This is a genomic window from Tepidimonas sp. (genome assembly GCF_046292505.1).
Lineage (GTDB): Bacteria > Pseudomonadota > Gammaproteobacteria > Burkholderiales > Burkholderiaceae_C > Tepidimonas.
Map to the genome: position 1 here is coordinate 1 of NZ_JBKBQX010000074.1, position 1,653 is coordinate 1,653.

Here is a 1,653-nt window from a genome sequence, read left to right on the forward strand (position 1 = left end):
AATCGCGGCCGATCTGGAGGTTGCGCTGTCTGGGCAAAGCCCACTGTGAACCGCCTCTCAGATTCCCGGGACGGTTCCGGTGCGTGTCAAGATAGTTGTCGCGCAAGTCATGCGGCCAATTGTTGTGTATCGTGATGCAGCGTGAGGCCTTCGATCACCGCGTCGCGCTCGGGGTTGAGCGTGACGGCGCCGATGGGCTGCCAGTTGCGCGTGTGCCGACTCCAGCGCGACGGATGGCGCTGGCGGGCACGTTCGTAAACCTGATGCCTGGCCGCCAGGATCGCTTGGTCACGCCCTTCATGCCGCGCTGCCGGGCTCACGTAGCGGATGCCGCTGTGCAGATGCTCATGGTTGTACCAATGCACAAACTGCGCCGCCCAGTCGCGAGCGGCGTGCAGGACGGCAAAGCCACGGGCAGGGAACTCGGGCCGGTACTTGGCGGTGCGAAACAGCGATTCGACAAAGGCGTTATCGTTGCTGACGCGTGGGCGCGAGTACGAGGGCTTGATGCCCAGCCAATGCAGCATGGCCAGCACCGTGGTGGCTTTGAGCGTGGAGCCGTTGTCGCCGTGCAGCACGGGCTTGCTCGCCTGTGTGGCAATGCCCTCGGCCAGCGCCGTGCGGCGCACCAGGTGCGCGGCATGGCAGGCGTCGTCGTGCTCGTGCACCTCCCAGCCCACGATCTTGCGACTGTAGAGGTCCAGGATCAGATACAGGTAGAACCAGCGCCCGGCGATCTGGGCGGGCAGATAGGTCATGTCCCAGCACCAGAGCTGGCGCGGGCCACTGGCCACATGCGTGCTCGGGCCGCGTCGCGCCTGCGGCGCCTTGGCGCGGCCGCGATGGGCGGCTTGCCCTTGTGCGCGCAGGATGCGGTAGAAGGTCGATTCGCTGGCCACATAGCGGCCTTCATCGGCCAGCGCAGGCACGATGCGCGCAGGCGGCTGGTCCGCAAAGCGCGGCTCGTTGGCAATGCGCAGCACCTCGGCGCGCTCGGCTTGGCTGAGCGCATGGCTTGGCCTGGGTCGCTGCGCCTGGGGGCGAGCGTCACAGCGGATGGAGCCGTCGGCTATTGTCCAGCGCTGCAGCGTGCGCAGCGTGATGCCGGCCGTCTCGCAGGCCTTGTACAGACTGGCGCCATCGCGGTGCGCTTGCCCGATCAGTTCCACCAGATGTCGGCGGTCTTGCAGCGGGATCATGCGTCCTCGTCCCCCGGCAAGACCGCCTCGAGCTTTTTTGAGAGCACCAGCAATGCCGCGGTCTCTGCCAACGCCTTGTCCTTGCGGCGCAGATCGCGCTCGAGTTGTTTGATGCGGCGCTGCTGGGCCTTGGCTTGGGCCGGGCTGCTGCGCTCGCTGGCTGTGCTGCCCAGTGCCTCGGTGGCCGCCTGGCGCCACTCGATGAGCTGCTGCGGGTACACGCCGTTGGCGCGGCACCAGGCATTGCGTTGCTGTTCATCCATGGCCGCCGTCGTCAGCAACGCCTCAAAACGGGCTGCAGGCGTCCAGGCCTGGGCAGCGGCCGGCGGCGACAACGCCGCATCGCGCCACTTCTGCAGCGTCTGCACGCTCACACCAAATTCCCGCGCCACGTCTGTCAGCGAAGCGCTCTCAGGCGGCAGCAACCGCGCCACAGCACGGTCCTTGACTGCTT

1 protein-coding gene is annotated in these 1,653 nt (G+C 67.0%); it reads right to left on the reverse strand.

The features are described 5' to 3' along the window. Nucleotides 1-107 precede the first annotated feature (107 nt). Nucleotides 108-1,653 (reverse strand): IS3 family transposase gene (locus ACK4TH_RS11695; RefSeq protein ID WP_409626677.1). Its coding sequence is split into 2 segments (ribosomal slippage), with 1,547 coding nucleotides annotated over them: nucleotides 108-1,240 and nucleotides 1,240-1,653; the frame shifts between segments, so codons are not numbered across the junction. This gene is flagged as partial in the annotation.